The sequence below is a fragment of the Jatrophihabitans sp. genome, assembly GCF_035474675.1.
In the GTDB taxonomy this organism is placed as follows: domain Bacteria; phylum Actinomycetota; class Actinomycetes; order Mycobacteriales; family Jatrophihabitantaceae; genus Jatrophihabitans_A.
On record NZ_DATINC010000083.1, the window covers coordinates 1 to 15738 of the forward strand.

Sequence of the window (15738 nt, forward strand, 5' to 3'; positions counted from 1 at the left end):
GGCGGGACGTCGACGATCCGGGTCGGCTGCAGCGCCCCGAAGACCTGCGGAAAGCCGCTGCGGTCGACGAACCGGCGCAACGAGCCGTACAGGTTGCGGATGCTGTCGGGCAGCGTGTCGTCCACCGCCCGGATGGTCACCGAGCGGCGCACCTGGGCCGACAGCGTCGGGAACGGCGCGAACGCCAGCGGCAGCGCCACCATCCAGGCGACCAGCAGCACCGCCAGCACCGAGAACACCGACCCGACCACCTGGTCCAGCCGCCGGGCCGGGTGCCAGGTCACCCGGGACCGCAACCGGCCGGCCACCCAGACCGCGACCAGCTGGCCGAGCATCGCGAAGAACAGCACGCACACGATCGCCACCGGCACCTGCGCGGCGCCGTTGGCCAGCACCCGGCCCAGCGGCTTGGCCAGCTGCGCACCGCCCGCCGCGCCGCCGAAGAAGCCGGCGAAGGACAGCCCGCCGAGCAGTGCGCCGTTGCGGAAACCGCCGACGGCGTAGCACAGCATCGCCACCAGCAGGATCAGGTCGAGCGCGTCCGGCTTCACCGCTGCGGGCGGACCTCCTCAGTTCGGCAGCACGACAAGGGTGCCGGTCTGGCCCTGCTGGACGTGAATGGTGCAGACGAACTTATACGTTCCAGGTGACGGCGCGACGAATTCCACCGACCTGGTCTCGCCGGGCGAAACCAGCGCCACGTAGTCGGCGGGGAAGCCCTGCAGCGACCAGTCGTGCGGAGCGCCGGTGCCGACGTGCTTGAGGGTGATGCGGACCCGGCCCGGGTGCACCGTGATCGTCGACGGCGAGAACCGGTACCGCTGGTCGGTGGTGATCACCACGTCCTGCATGCCGTCGCTGACCGAGGCGGTGGTGGCGCCGGTGCGCGGCTCGCGGTTGACCGCGGCCTGGGTCTGGCAGCCGGCCAGCAGCGACCCGGCCAGCAGCGCCGTGGCGGCGACGTCGGCGGCCAGGCGCAGCGGGAGGCGGATCGGCACGGCAGCGACCGTACTCGGCCCCGCTGTGCGAGGTGGCGGGCGGTCAGGCCGGCAGCGGCCTGCTGCGGGTGCGGTCCCAGGGCTGCTCCCAGCCGGCCAGCCGCAGCAGCCGGTCCAGCAGCCCGGCGGTGAAGCCCCAGACGAACAGCCCGTCTACGGCGAAGCCCGGCCCGGTGAAGCCGGACGGGTGCCGCACCGTGAACCGGTTGTCCGGCCGTACCAGCTCGCGCACCGCCACCCGCTGCACGCCGGCCACCTCGCCGGCGTCGACCACCCCGACCGGATGCGGGCTGCGCCAGTACCCGACCACCGGCGTCACCACGAACCCGGACGGCGGCAGCCACAACGCCGGCAGCTCGGTCAGCACGTCCACCGTCTCGGGCCGCAGGCCCACCTCCTCGGCCGCCTCGCGCAGCGCGGTGGCGGTGGCCGAGACGTCCTGCGGCTCGGTGGCGCCGCCGGGGAAGGCCACTTGGCCGGCGTGCCGGCGCAGCCCGTCCGAGCGCTGGATCAGCAGCACGTCGGCATTGTCAGGACCGTCGGCGCCGGACGATTCTGACAATGCGAACAGGATCAGCACCGCCGAATGCCGGCCGCTGCCGTCGGCCGGCGGGACGAACCGGGACAGCTCGTCGGCCTGCACCGTCTCGGCGGCCCGCTGCAGCGGCAGCAGCCAGGACGGCGCCGTCCTGCCGGCCGGGTCCCGTTCCGGGCTCCCTTCCGGCCTCACCCGGTGAGCTCGGGATCCACCTGGGACGGGCTCTTGACCAGCTTGGCAGCGAGCACCGGGTCCAGCTCGCCGATCCCGGCCGAGGGGCACAGCCGGGCCAGCGGGCAGACCCCGCAGGCCGGCCGGCGGGCGTGGCACATCCGCCGGCCGTGCCAGATCACCCGGTGCGACAGGATCGTCCATTCCCGGCGCGGGATCAGGGCGGCCACCTCGGCCTCGATCTTCACCGGGTCGCTGTTGGCGGTCCAGCCCCAGCGCTGCGCCAGCCGCAGGAAGTGGGTGTCGATGGTGATCCCGGGGACGTCGAAGGCGTTGCCGAGCACCACGTTGGCGGTCTTGCGACCGAAGCCCGGCAGCGTCACCAGCGCCTCCAGGGTGTTGGGCACCTGCCCGTCGTAGCGTTCCACCAGCTGCTGGCCGAGCTTGATCAGGTTGTTGGTCTTGGCCCGGTAGAACCCGGTCTGGCGGATCAGCTCCTCCAGCTCCTCGCGGACCGCACCGGCGTAGGCGGCGGCGTCGGGATAGCGGGCGAACACCGCCGGGGTCACCTCGTTGACCTTCTTGTCGGTGCACTGGGCCGACAGGATGGTCGCCACCGCCAGCTCCAGCGGGTTTGAGAAGTCCAGCTCGCAGTGGGCGTCCGGATAGAGCTCGGCGAGTTCCTTGTTGATCCGGCGCGCCCGCCGGGTCAGCGCGAGCGGAGATTCCTGACGTTCGGCCACGGCCACGGTGCTTCCCACGCCCGATAGCTTATGGGGGCACGGGAGATCCCGGGGACCGGCTGGCGCGCAGGGTCCCCCGGCCGGTCTGCGACGGTAATGGCAACCACCCTGACGCCCGGATCGTTGTTAGCCTCGGAGTCGACACCGAGACCAATCGCCCACCCACCCGAGGGAGAGCACCATGATCGGATTCCTGGTGCTGCTCTTCCCGGTGCTGCTGCTGGTCTTCATGATGGTCATGGAGCGCATCGAGGAGCCGCTGACCCGGGTCGCCCTCGAACGCGACGTCGAGGACTTCCTCGAGCACGCCAACCCCGAGGAGCTCAACGCCTTCGTCGAGGAGGGCACCGACACCGCCGTGTCCCGGTTCCGGTCCCGGCTGCGGCTGCTGCCCAGGGCCGGCCGGCGCGCCCGCCGCCAGTAGGCAGCCTGTCCGGACGGCCCGCCGATCGGGCCTTCGGTCGCGGGTCGCCGGTGCCGGACCCGCGCCACCCCCTACAATCCGCCAGAGTGTACGTGCGCGAGGGCGCGCGGGAAGAGGAGCTGGCGTGGACGAGGTGCTCCGCAGGGCCGGTTTGTTCCAGGGTGTCGACCCGGCGGATGTCGAGGCGCTCGGCAGCCAGTTCGAGATCTTCGACGCGCCCCGCGGCACCATCCTGTTCTCCGAGGGCGAGCCCGGCGACAGCCTCTACATCGTGCTGACCGGCAAGGTGAAGCTGGGCCGCAAGTCCTCCGACGGGCGCGAGAACCTGGTGGCCGTGATGGGCCCGGCCGACCAGTTCGGCGAGCTCTCGCTGTTCGACCCGGGCCCGCGCACCGCCACCGCGGTGGTCGTCACCGACGCCCGGGTGGCCCGGCTGCCCAAGGCCGCGCTGACCGACTGGATCACCGAGCGTCCCCAGATCGCCCTGCAGCTGCTGCGGGTGGTGGCCCGCCGGCTGCGCCGGACCAACACCATGCTCGCCGACCTGATCTTCGTCGATGTGCCGGGCCGGGTCGCCAAGCAGCTGCTGCAGCTGGCGCAGCGCTTCGGCTCGGTGGACGGCGGCCAGCTGCGGGTCACCCACGACCTCACCCAGGAGGAGCTGGCCCAGCTGGTCGGCGCCTCCCGCGAGACGGTGAACAAGGCACTGGCCGACTTCGCCCAGCGCGGCTGGCTGCGGCTGGAGGGCAAGAGCGTGGTCATCCTGGACCGGGAACGGCTGGCCCGCCGGGCCCGCTGACGGCTGACCCTCAGCGGCAGCCTGAGGAAAGTCAGGCGCCTTCGGTACGCAGGTAGGCCAGCTGGGCCTGCACCGACCACTCCGCGGCCGGCCACAGCGCCGGGTCCACGTCGGCGTACACCCGCCGCACCACGTCCCGGGCGGACAGCTCCGGCCCGCCCTCGGCGAGCGCCTGCCGCACCTGGGCCAGCCGCTGCTCGCGGTGCGCCAGGTAGGCCTCGGCGGCGGTCCCGGCGTCGGCCAGCTCCGGGCCGTGGCCGGGCAGCACCGCCACCCCGCGCAGGGTGGCCAGCCGGCGCAGCGAGGCCAGGTAGTCGGCGAGCACCCCGTCCGGATGGGCCACCACGGTGCTGCCCCGGCCGAGGATGGTGTCGCCGGTGAGCACCGCCGCCGCGGACTCGCCGGATTCACCAGACTCGCCGGACTCGCCGGGCAGCACGAACGACAGCGAGTCGGCGGTGTGGCCGGGGGTGGCCCACACCTGGATGCGCACCCCGGCACCCTCCAGCACCGCACCCTCGCCCAGCCCCTGCGAGCCGTACCGGTGCGCCGGGTCCAGCGCCAGCACCGGCGCGCCGGTCAGCTCGTGCAGCCGCCGGGCGCCCTCGGCATGGTCGGCGTGGCCGTGGGTGAGCAGGATCAGCGGCACCGAGCCGGCGGCGTCCAGCACGCCGGCCAGGTGCCTCTCGTCGGCCGGCCCCGGGTCCACCACCACCGCCTGGCGCCGGCCCGGCTCGTCGCGCAGCAGCCAGGTGTTGGTGCCGTCCAGGGTCATTGCCGAGGGGTTGGCGGCCAGCACCACCCCGGCCAGCGGGGTCACCTGGCGCAGCTGCTCGTAGGCGAGCCCGCGGTCGGCACTCACGACAGCGCACCGCCCGACGAGCGGCGGAACGACGCCGGCAGCGGCAGCAGCCGGCCGTCGCCGAGGTCGGCGCACCAGGTGCCGGAGGCATCCTTGCGGAAGGTCGGCTGGACCGGGCGGACCACCCGGGACCCGGCCGCCGCGAGCACCGCGGCGACGTCGGGCAGGGTTGCCAGCTCGGCCAGGTTGACCACGGTAGGCGGCAGCATCGGGCGCTCGTCGCGCTCGTACTCGGCCAGCGCCCGGGCCACCGGGATCCAGTCGGCGTGCGAGGCCTCGCCGGTGACGGCGGCCGCGGTGGCGCCGTCCGGGATCGGGGCCACGAAGAAGTAGGTGTCGTAGCGGCGCGGCTCCACCTCCGGGGTGATCCAGCGCGCCCACGGCAGCAGCACCTCCGGCGGCAGCCGGACGCCGGTCTCCTCGGCCACCTCGCGGACCGCGGTGCGCATCAGCACCGCGGCGTGCTCGGTGGCGATGCCGAACCGTTCCGCGACCGGGCCCGCGGTGGCCGGCACCGGCCCAGCGGCGTCGGCCGGGTCCACCCCGCCACCGGGGAAGACCGACATGCCGGGCGCGAAGGCCATCTTCGGCACCCGGCGCAGCAGCCAGGTCTCCAGGCCGACCAGGCCGTTGGTGCCGTCGCGCAGCAGCAGCACGGTGGCCGCCTCGCGGGGCACCGCGACCGGGCGCGCGGCAGCCGGGTCGGCACCGATCGGATCGCCGGACGGACCACCAGCCGAGTCGGCAACCGGATCACCAGCCAGGGCGGCAACCGGATCACCAGCCGGCCGGCCCGCGGGCACGGCTAGTCGACCTCGACGATCAGCTCGACCTCGACCGGCGCGTCCCGGGGCAGCACGACCACCCCGACCGCGGAGCGGGCGTGCGCGCCGGCGTCGCCGAACACCTCGCCGAGCAGGTCGGAGGCACCGTTGACCACCGCCGGCTGGCCGGTGAAGTCGGGGCTGGAGGCGACGAAGCCGACCACCTTGACCACCCGGACCACCGAGTCGATGCCGACCAGGGCGTGCACCGCGGCCAGCGCGTTCAGGGCGCACAGCCGGGCGTAGTGCGCGGCGTCCTCCGGCAGCACCTCGGCACCCACCTTGCCGGTCGCCGGCAGCGAGCCGTCGACCATCGGCAACTGGCCGGAGGTGTAGACGTAGGAGCCGGTCCGGACCGCCGGGAGGTAGCTGGCCAGCGGGGCGGCCACGTCGGGCAGTTCGATTCCCAACTCGGCCAGTCGCTGCGAGACAGGTTTCTGCGCGGGGTTCATGGGCGCAACCTACCTGGTGGCAGTTTGTAGGCTGGATCGGTGGCTACCGACGACCGACCGCCCCGGCTGCATGTCGTGACCGGCAAAGGCGGCACCGGCAAGACCACGGTGGCCGGTGCCCTGGCGCTGGGACTGGCCCGGCAGGCCAAGCGGGTGCTGCTGGTCGAGGTGGAGGGCCGGCAGGGCCTGGCGCAGCTGTTCGACACCCCGCCGCTGCCGGCCACCGAGACCCGGCTGGCGGCGGCCGGCGGCGGCGAGGTGGTGGGGCTCGCGGTCGATGCCGAGACCGCGATGCTGGAGTACCTGGAGATGTTCTACTCGATCAAGCGGGCCGGATCGGTGCTGCGCAAGATGGGCGCCATCGACTTCGCGACCACCATCGCGCCGGGGCTGCGGGACGTGCTGCTCACCGGCAAGGTCAAGGAGTCGGTGACCCGCACCGACCGGGCCGGCCGGCCGGTCTTCGACGCGGTGGTGCTCGACGCCCCGCCGACCGGGCGGATCACCCAGTTCCTGCAGGTCACCTACGAGGCGGCGCAGCTGGCGAAGTTCGGGCCGATCCACCGGCAGAGCCAGGGCGTGATCGAGCTGCTGCACTCGCACCTGACCCGGGTGCACATCGTCACCCTGCTGGAGGAGATGCCGGTGCAGGAGACCCTGGACGCCGCCGCCGAGCTGCGGGCCGCCGGTTACCGGCTCGGCCGGTTGCTGGTGAACCGAGCCCGGCCGGCCCTGGTGCCCGCCGGTCCGCCGGCGCCGGCGCTGCTGGCCGAGGGCCTGGCGGCAGCGGGCCTCGACCCGGCGCTGGCCGGCGGGCTGGCGGTCGAGATGGACGACTACGCCCAGCGCCAGGACCTGCAGGAGCGGGCCGCGGCGACCCTGACCGAGGCCGGCCTGCCGATCACCCGGCTGCCGGAGCTGCCGCCGCCGCTGGACCTGGGCAGCCTGTTCGAGCTGGCCGACGCCCTCGACGTCCGGGCCTTGTCGTGACCGGCGTCGGAACCGGCAGCGCAGGTGGGACCGGCCGGCGCCCGGCGGTGCCGGTGCTGGACGTCGACACCCTGCTCAAGGACCCCGACCTCAAGGTGCTGGTGACCTGCGGCAGCGGCGGGGTGGGCAAGACCACCACCGCCGCGGCGCTGGCGCTGCGCGCCGCCGAGCAGGGCCGCCGGGTGGTGGTGCTGACCATCGACCCGGCCCGCCGGCTGGCCCAGGCGCTGGGCCTGACCGAGCTGGACAACACCCCGCGGCAGGTGTCGGGCGTCGGAGCGGACGGCTCGGGCGCGTTGCTGGCCATGATGCTGGACATGAAGCGCACCTTCGACGACCTGGTCAGCGCGAACGCCAGTCCCGCCAAGGCACAGCAGATCTTCGCCAACCCCTTCTATCAGACCCTGTCCGCCTCGTTCGCCGGCACCCAGGAGTACATGGCGATGGAGAAGCTGTCGCAGTTGCGTGCGCAGCTGGTGGATCGGGGCGAGTGGGACCTGATCGTGGTGGACACCCCGCCGTCCCGGTCGGCGCTGGACTTCCTGGACGCGCCGCAGCGGCTGGGCCGGTTTCTCGACGGCCGGATGATCCGGCTGCTCACTGCGCCGGCCCGGGCCGGCGGCAAGGCGTACCTGAAGGTGGTCTCGGCATCGTTCTCGGTGTTCACCAAGGTGCTGAACAAGATCCTCGGCAACGACTTGCTGATCAACGTCTCGGCGCTGGTCGCGTCGATGGAGACCATGTTCGGCGGCTTCCGGGACCGGGCCGAGCAGACCTACCAGCTGCTCAAGGCTCCCGGCACCGCGTTCCTGGTGGTGGCCTCACCGGAGCCGGACGCGTTGCGCGAGGCGTCCTTCTTCGTCGAGCGGCTGCAGGCCGAGGGCATGCCGCTGGCTGGCGTGGTGCTCAACCGGGTGCGGGTCAACCGGCTGGGCCTGAGCGCGTCCCGGGCGAACGCGGCCGCCGAGCGGCTGGCCGAGTGCGCCGAGCAGTCCGAGGCGGTCCGGCTGACGTCGGCCGCGTTGCTGGTGCATGCCGAGAACGCCGAGGCGGCCGGGCATGACGAGTCGATGGTGTCGCGGTTCGGCGCGGCGCATCCGGAGGTGGCCCAGCAACGGGTGCCGGCACTGGCGACCGACGTGCACGACCTGGCAGGCCTGCGGACGGTCGGCCGGGCGTTGGCCGGCACCGGCGACTAGCCAGGCGGCCGGTTACCCGGCAAGGGGCGGATCGGTCAGCGGACCCGCATCGAGACCCGGGGCAGCACTTCCTCCGAACGCTGCACGCTCTGGAAGAACGCCCGCCAGGAGTTGACGTCGGGCCGCCGGCGCAGCAGGGTGCGCCGCTCGCGCTCGGTCATGCCGCCCCACACGCCGAACTCGGCACGGCTGTCGAGGGCGTCGGCCAGGCAGTCCACCCGCACCGGGCACCCCATGCAGATGGTCTTGGCCTTGTGCTGGGCAGCGCCGACCACGAACAGGGTTTCCGGGTCGACATCCCGGCATGCTCCCCGCGACGCCCATTCCGGATCGAAGGTGACCCTGGGCCGCTCGGTCACACGTGATGCACTCATGCAAGCCCCGCTTCTGGATACTTCACACGAACAAGATGTCGACTAACACCCCGGACGGTAAGTGATCACCCTCCGTTGGGCAAGAGTCTGATATGAGATTGCATCTTTAACCGGTGAGTACTGGTAAAAGCGCAATGTCACGATGTAATGGAGGCGCCACCGTCAGTGATCAACGGCGGGCTCCATAAGGACAATCGGCAATACCGGAGCCGACCTAAACACTGCTAAGGATGTAAAAACCGGACCACATATCCGCCTCGCGTACTCTTACCCCCCATGGCACGCGCATCCGGGCTGACCATCCTGTCCACCCTCGGCCGGCTGGTCGCCCTGCTGGTGATCGCCGGGGTTCTCGCGGCCGGCCTGTTGCTGCCCTACGTCGGCGGCAGTGGCCTGCTCGCCAAGGCCGCCGCAGACAAGTTCCTCAACACCCAGTGCAACCTCACCGAGGAACCGGTGCAGCAGCGCACCACGATGTATGCCAACGATGGCAAGACCGTGATCGCCACGCTGTTCGACCAGAACCGGCAGGTGGTGCCGCTGTCCCGGGTTCCGAAGGCCGTCACCAACGCGTTGATCTCCACCGAGGACCGCCGGTTCTACTCCCACCACGGCGTCGACATGCGCGGCCTGATCCGGGGCGCGCTCAAGACCACCAACGGCGACACCCAGGGTGCTTCGACGCTGACCGAGCAGTACGTCAAGCAGGTGCGCTTCTACCAGGCCACCACCGACGCCGAACGGGCCGCCGCGATCGACCAGAACATCGACCGCAAGATCCTCGACGCCCAGTGCGCGTTGAAGATCGAGCGCGAGTCCACCAAGCCCGAGATCCTGGAGAAGTACCTCAACATCGCCTCGTTCGGCGAGAACTCCTACGGCATCGCGACCGCGGCGCAGACCTTCTTCGGGGTGGACGTCAGCAAGCTCACCGTGCCGCAGGCCGCGCTGCTGGTCGGCCTGGTCAAGGCCCCCACCGACCTCGACCCGTTCAACCACCCGCAGGCGGCCCGGGACCGGCGCGACCTGGTGATCTCCAACATGGCCAGCGAGGGCTACATCAGCGCCACCGAGGCCACCAGGGCCAAGGCCACCCCGATCCGGCTGGCGCCGCACGCGCCGGTGCCGCGCGGCTGCTCGTTCGCCAACAAGGCGATCAAGAACGTCGGCTTCTTCTGCGACTTCGTCACCGACTGGCTGGTCAGGATCGGCGGGCTGAGCGAGCCGAGGATCAACACCGGCGGGTACAAGATCGTCACCACCCTGGACGCCAACCTGCAGAACCAGGGCCAGGACGCGATCTGGACCCAGAGCGGCCTGGACCCCGCACACGGCCACGGCTACCTGCTGGCGATGCCGTCGGTCACCCCGGGCACCGGCGCGGTGACCAGCATGATCACCGACGTGCGGTACGGGGTGAAGAAGGGCGACAGCGGTTACTCGGTGGACAAGCTGTTCACCAAGGCCTACGCCGGCGCCGGCTCGACGTACAAGTACTTCACCGCGCTGGCCGCGCTCAAGGCCGGGGTGCCCACCGACTACACCCTGACCACCGCCAACAACGAGTGGACGACCAAGAACTGCCCGCTGCAGGACGACAACAAGGCCTACGTGGCGCACAACGCGGGCCACTACCCCGACACCGAGCCGCTGGAGCGCGCACTGCCGGCCTCGTCCAACACCTACTTCGTGGCGATGGAGGACCAGCTGTTCGGCTGCGACATCGCCCCGATCGTCAACACCGCCACCGGCCTGGGGATGAACTACCTCAACAACCCGCAGCTGGACTCCGACGGCAAGCCCACCGGCAAGACCATCGCCCAGTCGATCATCGCCGGCCGCCAGCCCACCTTCACCCTGGGCCAGGACTCGACGTCGGTGCTGGAGCTGACCGGCGCCTTCGCCGCCCTTGCCAACGACGGGGTGTTCTGCCCGCCGATCCCGGTCAAGTCGGTGGTGGACAGCACCGGCAAGCCGGTCACCCTGAAGGCGCACCCCGGCTGCAGCCGGCAGTTCACCCCGTACGTGGCCCGCACCCTGGTCAACGTCATGACCAATGACACCCACGCCTTCTACGGCACCGCCGACCGGTTCTTCAACGGCTGGTACGCCAACGGCGGCAGCCTGGTAGCGGGCAAGACCGGCACCAACAACAGCAGCAAGTTCGACCCGGTGACGAAGAAGTTCGTCGACGACGAGGGCAACTCGGCGCTGTGGTTCGTCGGGATCACGCCCAACCTGGTGTCGGCCGCCGCCCTGGTCAACCCGGAGCGGCCCACCCAGCGGATCTCGGACGTGCCAGGCATTACCGAGTCCAACGACGGCACCGACACCTTCGGCGCGTCGGCGTCGAGGTTCTGGCTGCAGGCCTACGGCCCGACGCTGAGCCAGCAGCAGTGGGAGTGGCCGACGGTGGACTCGACGCCGGGCAACCCGGTGCCGTCGGTGGTCGGGATGAGCCAGGACGAGGCGATCCGCTACCTGGCCTCGCAGGGCTTCGTCGGCAAGCCGCTGGCGACGCCGTGCGGCAGCAAGGAGCGGCCGGGCAACGTGGCGTTCTACTCGCCCAAGATCGCCGAACCGGGCGCCAGCATCTCGCTGTGCATCTCGACCGGGGTGCCGGCCGAGGTCTACGTCCCGCCGCCGGTCTACACCTACCAGCCGCCGACCTCCCAGCCGGCGACGAGTTCGGCACCGGCGCCGAGCAGCACCCCGGAACCGCCGAGCCCCAAGCCGACCAAGAGCAAGCCGAAGCCGACCAAGCCCGGCGGCGGGTAGCTCGGGCCCCCCGGGGTCAGCTGCTGAGCTGGCGGCGGACCTCGTCGGACAGCCGCTTGCCGTCGGCTCGGCCGGCCACCCGGGGTGCCAGCAGCTTCATCACCTGGCCCATCTGGCGCTGCTCGGTGGCGCCGGACTCGCGCACCGCCTCGGTTACCAGGGCGGTCAGCTCGGCGTCGTCGAGCTGGCTGGGCAGGTACCGGTTGAGCACCGCCTGCTCGTCCAGCTCGCGGGCGGCCTGCTCGGTGCGGCCGGCCGAGGAGAACGCATCGGCGGCCTCCCGGCGCTTCTTGGCCTCCCGGCCGATCACCTTGAGCACCTCGTCGTCGGTGAGCTCGCGGGCGGTGGAGCCGGCCACCTCCTCGGTGGTGACGGCGGTGAGCAGCATCCGCAGGGTGGCGGTGGTGAGCTCGTCCCGGGCCTTCATCGCCGCGGTCAGGTCGGAGGTCAGCTGTGCCTTGAGCTGGGTCATGCGTCCAGGCTAGTTGGGGACGGCCCGTAGTCTGTCGGGCATGTCCGTCGTGCGCCGCAGCCTGCTCGCCACCGCCGTGGCCGGGGTGGCGACGGCCGGTTACGGCGGGCTGGTCGAGCGCAACCTGTTCACGCTGCGCCGGTTCTCGGTGCCGGTGCTGGAGCCCGGCAGCCCCGCGCTGCGGGTATTGCACATCTCCGACCTGCACCTGACGGCCGGCCAGCGGCGCAAGCAGGCCTGGGTGTCGGAGCTGGCCCGGCTGCAGCCGGACTTCGTGATCAACACCGGCGACACCAGCTCCGATCCGGACGGCATCCCGGCGATCCTGCGGGCGCTCGGCCCGCTGTTCGACTTTCCCGGGGCGTTCGTGCCCGGCAACAACGACTACTACGTGCCGGCGCCCAAGAACCCGCTGCGGTACTTCCTGCCCGACAAGGTCGGCAGCCTGCAGCGCCGGCGCCGGATGCCGTGGGACCAGCTGGCGGCGGCGATGGCACTGCGCGGCTGGCTGGACCTGACCCACGTCCGCACCACGGTGCAGGTGGCCGGGTTGCCGGTGGCGCTGGCCGGCACCGACGACCCGCACCTGCGGCGGGCCCGGTACGCCCGGATCGCGGGTCCGGCGGATCCGGATGCCGCGGTCCGGATCGGGGTCACCCACTCCCCGGAGCCGGCGCTGCTGCGGTCCTTCGCCGGCGACGGCTACGACCTGGTGCTGGCCGGGCACACCCACGGCGGGCAGGTCCGGGTGCCGTTCGGGCCGGCGATCGTCACCAACTGCGGCATCGACGTGCACCGAGCCCGCTGGCTGCACCCGTGGGACGACCGGATGTGGCTCAACGTCTGCGCGGGGCTGGGCACCAGCCCGTTCATGCCGATCCGGATCGGCTGCCGGCCGGAGGCGGTGCTGCTCACCCTGCTACCGCGCGAGCGCTAGCTGCCACTGGGTTCCCCGGGGCCCGGTGGTCAATCGGCTGGATGGCCTCGGCTATGCTGGTCGGCGTTGCAGCCGGGGTGTGGCGCAGCTTGGTAGCGCGCTTCGTTCGGGACGAAGAGGCCGTGGGTTCGAATCCCGCCACCCCGACAGATAGGTAACTTCAAGGGCGTTACTCCAAGGGCTGGCTTGAGGCACTCCATCCGTACGATCTCTTCCAGTGCCGCTGGCCCAGAACCGCTTCCGGCTATAACCGAACACGGTTAAAGACGGAGCCCCCACATCGACGCCGACCTCAAGTCAATCGCTAGCGCCTTCGGCCGGCGACGGCTGCAGAGGAAGTCGAACCTTGGAGCTATTGCCAATCGAGCGTCGTTGACTTACGGTGGCTCTCCTAATTCTACCCAAGTCCGACACGTCGGATGTGGGCAGCGCCGGTGTCAGGGGGCAGAGATGCAAAAATTGTTAGGTTCAGTGTTCAGCTGCGTACTAGCTGTGGCTCTGCTGGTAGTCGGCAGCCCCGCCGCCAATGCCTTCGGCAGTGAGGTTCTCGGCTGCTCATTCGATAGTGGTGCCTGGACCGCCAACTCGTGCGCGGGGGGAGGGGAGCAGGGTGTCGTGTACCAGATTCACTTCTCAGCACACAACCTCTCCGGCACCTACTCCAAGCGCTGGACCGTCTATCAGTACCAGGCTGGCATGTCGCAGCCTCCTCCTGGCGTCGTGATCACTCCTACCACCTGCACGTCAACCTCCACCACCTGCACCGTTTCGCTGAAATCCAATGCGTTCCAGACGAAGACGATCTCGGCTGACCTGCAGTTGACCCAATCTGGACAAACAAGGGATATCTGGGCATATGCCACTGTCTACCCGGTCTGTTCCAGCCCTGATTCGTGCTGACTCGTTGCAATTCGGCTCAGCCGGCTGAACCCGGCTGCATGGTTTACCTGCCGCGTATTGGCCCACCGATTTCACCAGGCCAGCAAGCCAGTGCGCTGCACATTTCTACGCAGCAGACCTATACGGTGTGCCGATCCGGCTGCTAGGGGTTGTCCCGGAAGAAGTTCTCCATCCACGATCGCTGGATCGGGCCCCACGGCGGATTGGCGTTGTAGGCAACACGGATCGCGGTTCGTTCGGCGGCCGTGCTGAGCTGGTAGATGCGCTGCAGCGCAACGAGGTCCGAGTCGTCGACGTAGCCCCGCAGCAGGCGAGCGCACAATCGCACCTTCTCCGCCTGGGGAATTGCGCGAATGACCTCCTCGCGCTGGGTGTGGACGAACGACCTGATCTCGCTGTCCTCGGTGAGGCCCGCGGAACCGCGGTCGAACGCAGCACTTGCCACCGTCGCCCGGCTCCGGTCGTCCGGATCGAGTGCGAACGGAAAGGACCGGTCGGCTCCGGCCAGTTCCGGCAGCGCGAGGATGAGCGCGACAGCCGTCCGGTTCTGGTTCACCGGCTCGCCGGTCGCACCACCCTGCAGCCGGCCGTAGAAGTCGACAACGGTCTGCTGCGACGTCGCGCTCAGCGAGCTGAAGTCGACCGGGGCGCTGCGCTCCAGTGTCGCGCGGATCGTGCCGAGCAGGTGTTCCTTGGAGAAGCTCCGGCTGAAGTCGCCAGAACCGCGCGTCAACCGGGTACCGGTCCAGGCACCGAGCGCGTTGGAGGTCAGGTCCTCACCGCCGTACTTGGACTCGGCCTCGGCCGTCTCCTCGTGCAGGATGCCCGCGGCCGTGGCGTTGCTGTTGCCCACCAGGCCGCTCAGGTACATCAGCTGGATGAAGTGCCGCATGTCTATCAAGCCCGCACGAGAAGTGAACAGGTAGCGCAGGGTCAGCTCGTGGTTCGGCCCTGACGACCCGCCCGCGAACTGCGCGCCGCACCGGGAGGCGAATGTCGACAGGCTCACCAGGCCCATCCAGTTCAGGCTGCGGTCGGCGATCCCGCCGAGAACAGCCATCAGCGCGTCGAGGGTCGGTGCGATCAGGCTCCGCTCCGAGGCCTGGAACAGCTGCGGAACCGGGCCGTGCTCGCGCTGCTGCACGACGTGCGCCAGCTCGTGAGCCAGCAGGCGCCTGCCCGCCTGGGACTCGAGGCCAGGGGCGGACGGGGAGAGATAGATGTTGCGGTCCACGGTCACCGCGTGCGCGCCGAGGGCCCGCGTCAGGTCGCCCGACGCCGCATCGCGGTGCAGCCGGACATCGCCGAACGCGCTGAGCCGGCCGGGGTTCGCGGCACCGGGTTTGGCCGCGACCGCCTCGTCAGCGATCCGTTCGGCCTCGCGTTCGGCGTCGCCGGGCCCTCTCGGCCGGCGCACCTGCCACCACCTCACCAGCCCGATGATCGCGTCCTACCGTCACCGGACCGTCCTGGGATCGGTTTGAGTGGCGATCCCGGCTGGGGTAGGGTGCCGAATCGCAAGATACCCGGCTATTCGCCCTGCGTGGATGCCTGTAACGGTGGCGCGCCGCCGCCCTCCCCCTGGGACCTACGGCCCCATGGCCGGCGCCTCACCCCAACCCCGAGGAGAAACGTGCACCACCGCGTTCCCATGCCCCACCACCCCCGCCCCGACCGATCACCGCGCGGCTCGCTGCGCAACCTGACCCGAGCGCTGGTGCTCGCGGTGTTCGTGCTGGCCTCTCTGCCGTTGATCAGCAACCAGCAGGCTCACGCGGTCGTACCGCTGCTGACCAACGCGCAACGGCAGGCCTACCTGAACTACTACGCGCCGGTGATCTTCAAGCGCGCCAACGAGGACAACGGCGAGGACGGCCGCGACTGGCTCACCAACTACGACTTCGACTCCGACCACAACTTCGCGACGAACCGGGTGAACTGGAAGAACACCGACCAGTACGTCGCCGCCGCCGCGGTGAGGTCGACCACCAGCCCCTACGCGCGCTGGCGCATCCGCCCCACGCTGTACACGTCGCTGATCGAGTACACGACCGGTACCACGAAGTCGCTCGTGCTCCTGTACCACGTGTACAACGCGGCGGACAAGGGGGCCGACGAGATCCACGACTGGGAGCGGATCGAGATCGGCATCCGCGGGGTCACGGGCACGCCGGGGGCCACGGGCGAGTACGTGAACAACTCGACGATCACGCACCACAGCGAGCACATCGTCCGCAAGCGCGGCGACTTCGGGTTCAACTTCATGAACACCGCGAC

Annotated in this window: 17 protein-coding genes, 1 tRNA gene and 1 pseudogene; 9 read left to right on the forward strand and 10 right to left on the reverse strand. The window is 70.7% G+C overall.

The window, feature by feature from the left end; all coding sequences use genetic code 11:
• The 4 genes from VLJ82_RS10250 to nth all read right to left on the reverse strand — a co-directional run.
• Positions 1-551 (reverse strand): CvpA family protein (locus VLJ82_RS10250; protein ID WP_408663246.1); only part of this gene is annotated, 551 nt, incomplete at its 3' end.
• An 18-nt stretch (positions 552-569) separates the two neighbouring features.
• On the reverse strand, positions 570-998 hold the full coding sequence (locus VLJ82_RS10255) for a cupredoxin domain-containing protein (protein WP_408663247.1): 429 nt from the start codon (positions 996-998) through the stop codon (positions 570-572).
• Positions 999-1041: 43 nt separating this feature from the next.
• Positions 1042-1728 carry an NUDIX hydrolase gene (locus VLJ82_RS10260; protein ID WP_408663248.1) on the reverse strand — a complete coding sequence of 229 codons (687 nt, stop codon included), beginning with the start codon at positions 1726-1728 and terminating at the stop codon, positions 1042-1044.
• Positions 1725-2468: an endonuclease III gene (gene nth, locus VLJ82_RS10265; RefSeq protein WP_408663249.1), complete on the reverse strand. Its 744-nt coding sequence runs from the start codon at positions 2466-2468 to the stop codon at positions 1725-1727. The genes VLJ82_RS10260 and nth overlap by 4 nt, the downstream gene beginning before the upstream one ends.
• 163 nt (positions 2469-2631) lie before the next feature.
• Here nth and VLJ82_RS10270 point away from each other — a divergent pair, with 163 nt between their 5' ends.
• Together VLJ82_RS10270 and VLJ82_RS10275 are read left to right on the forward strand one after the other, a co-directional pair.
• On the forward strand, positions 2632-2874 hold the full coding sequence (locus VLJ82_RS10270) for a hypothetical protein (RefSeq protein ID WP_408663250.1): 243 nt from the start codon (positions 2632-2634) through the stop codon (positions 2872-2874).
• Between the two features lie 124 nt (positions 2875-2998).
• Positions 2999-3673: a Crp/Fnr family transcriptional regulator gene (locus tag VLJ82_RS10275; RefSeq protein WP_408663251.1), complete on the forward strand. Its 675-nt coding sequence runs from the start codon at positions 2999-3001 to the stop codon at positions 3671-3673.
• A 31-nt stretch (positions 3674-3704) separates the two neighbouring features.
• Here VLJ82_RS10275 and VLJ82_RS10280 read toward each other — a convergent pair whose 3' ends face one another.
• Genes VLJ82_RS10280 through VLJ82_RS10290 form a run of 3 tightly spaced genes read right to left on the reverse strand, consistent with a single transcriptional unit; the run spans position 3705 to position 5811 of the window.
• The gene (locus VLJ82_RS10280; RefSeq protein WP_408663252.1) at positions 3705-4535 is read right to left on the reverse strand and encodes an MBL fold metallo-hydrolase; all 831 of its coding nucleotides are present in this window, start codon (positions 4533-4535) and stop codon (positions 3705-3707) included.
• Entirely contained in the window at positions 4532-5338 is an 807-nt protein-coding gene (locus VLJ82_RS10285) for an NUDIX hydrolase (protein ID WP_408663253.1), read from the reverse strand. Before VLJ82_RS10285 ends, VLJ82_RS10280 begins: the two co-directional genes overlap by 4 nt.
• Positions 5339-5340: 2 nt before the next feature.
• Positions 5341-5811, reverse strand: a complete 471-nt coding sequence (locus VLJ82_RS10290) for a RidA family protein (RefSeq protein ID WP_408663254.1) — start codon at positions 5809-5811, stop codon at positions 5341-5343.
• 39 nt (positions 5812-5850) lie between these two features.
• Between VLJ82_RS10290 and VLJ82_RS10295 the strand changes: the two genes are divergently transcribed.
• Complete coding sequence (locus VLJ82_RS10295) at positions 5851-6801, forward strand: ArsA-related P-loop ATPase (RefSeq protein WP_408663255.1); 951 nt, start codon at positions 5851-5853, stop codon at positions 6799-6801.
• A complete protein-coding gene (locus tag VLJ82_RS10300; RefSeq protein WP_408663256.1) occupies positions 6798-8000 on the forward strand; it encodes an ArsA family ATPase in 1203 nt (400 codons plus the stop codon). The genes VLJ82_RS10295 and VLJ82_RS10300 overlap by 4 nt, the downstream gene beginning before the upstream one ends.
• A gap of 35 nt (positions 8001-8035) precedes the next feature.
• Here VLJ82_RS10300 and VLJ82_RS10305 read toward each other — a convergent pair whose 3' ends face one another.
• The gene (locus VLJ82_RS10305) at positions 8036-8374 is read right to left on the reverse strand and encodes a WhiB family transcriptional regulator (RefSeq protein WP_408663257.1); all 339 of its coding nucleotides are present in this window, start codon (positions 8372-8374) and stop codon (positions 8036-8038) included.
• A gap of 276 nt (positions 8375-8650) precedes the next feature.
• Here VLJ82_RS10305 and VLJ82_RS10310 point away from each other — a divergent pair, with 276 nt between their 5' ends.
• On the forward strand, positions 8651-11152 hold the full coding sequence (locus VLJ82_RS10310) for a penicillin-binding protein (protein WP_408663258.1): 2502 nt from the start codon (positions 8651-8653) through the stop codon (positions 11150-11152).
• Positions 11153-11168: 16 nt separating this feature from the next.
• Here VLJ82_RS10310 and VLJ82_RS10315 read toward each other — a convergent pair whose 3' ends face one another.
• Positions 11169-11624 (reverse strand): GatB/YqeY domain-containing protein, encoded by a 456-nt coding sequence (locus tag VLJ82_RS10315; protein ID WP_408663259.1) that lies wholly within the window; start codon positions 11622-11624, stop codon positions 11169-11171.
• Positions 11625-11664: 40 nt separating this feature from the next.
• On the opposite strand from VLJ82_RS10315, the gene VLJ82_RS10320 reads away from it, so the two are divergent.
• From VLJ82_RS10320 to VLJ82_RS10330, 3 genes are all read left to right on the forward strand, one after another.
• Positions 11665-12561: a metallophosphoesterase gene (locus tag VLJ82_RS10320; protein WP_408663260.1), complete on the forward strand. Its 897-nt coding sequence runs from the start codon at positions 11665-11667 to the stop codon at positions 12559-12561.
• A gap of 73 nt (positions 12562-12634) precedes the next feature.
• Positions 12635-12708, forward strand: a tRNA-Pro gene (locus VLJ82_RS10325).
• A gap of 345 nt (positions 12709-13053) precedes the next feature.
• The gene (locus VLJ82_RS10330) at positions 13054-13461 is read left to right on the forward strand and encodes a hypothetical protein (RefSeq protein ID WP_408663261.1); all 408 of its coding nucleotides are present in this window, start codon (positions 13054-13056) and stop codon (positions 13459-13461) included.
• Positions 13462-13603: 142 nt separating this feature from the next.
• Here the strand turns inward: VLJ82_RS10330 and VLJ82_RS10335 are convergent, their stop codons facing one another.
• Positions 13604-14878 carry a DUF4157 domain-containing protein gene (locus tag VLJ82_RS10335; protein ID WP_408663262.1) on the reverse strand — a complete coding sequence of 425 codons (1275 nt, stop codon included), beginning with the start codon at positions 14876-14878 and terminating at the stop codon, positions 13604-13606.
• A gap of 216 nt (positions 14879-15094) precedes the next feature.
• Here VLJ82_RS10335 and VLJ82_RS10340 point away from each other — a divergent pair.
• Positions 15095-15738, forward strand: a pseudogene (locus VLJ82_RS10340) (hypothetical protein); the annotation flags it as partial.